Here is a 267-nt window from a genome sequence, read left to right as displayed (position 1 = left end):
GGCCAGCCTCGATACCTGTGTACTTGAAGGTGAAGACAGCCTGCCACGCGATGGCGCGGGTTTGGCGGCCTTGGCTGAGCGCAAGCGCGGCAGTTGGACTGAGCACGCCGAACGCTTGGCACGCCTGACCCTGGAGGTGCTGAAACTCTGGCACGGCCTGCAAAAACGCTTCAAGGGCAAGATCGACCTGGCCCAGGCCGTGGCCTTGAACGATATCAAGCAGCAACTGAGCAACCTGGTGTACCCAGGCTTTGTGCGGGAAACCCC

General features: G+C 61.8%; 1 protein-coding gene. It reads left to right on the top strand.

Annotated elements, in window-relative coordinates; translation table 11 throughout:
- A partial coding sequence (locus tag AAEZ05_RS28865; protein ID WP_350650023.1) for a DUF3418 domain-containing protein occupies window positions 1-267 on the top strand: 267 nt, incomplete at both ends.

This window comes from Pseudomonas sp. HY13-MNA-CIBAN-0226, assembly GCF_040310305.1.
Classification (GTDB): domain Bacteria; phylum Pseudomonadota; class Gammaproteobacteria; order Pseudomonadales; family Pseudomonadaceae; genus Aquipseudomonas; species Aquipseudomonas gregormendelii.
Note: the sequence above shows the minus strand (reverse complement) of the source record. Positions and strands in the feature narration are given on the sequence as shown.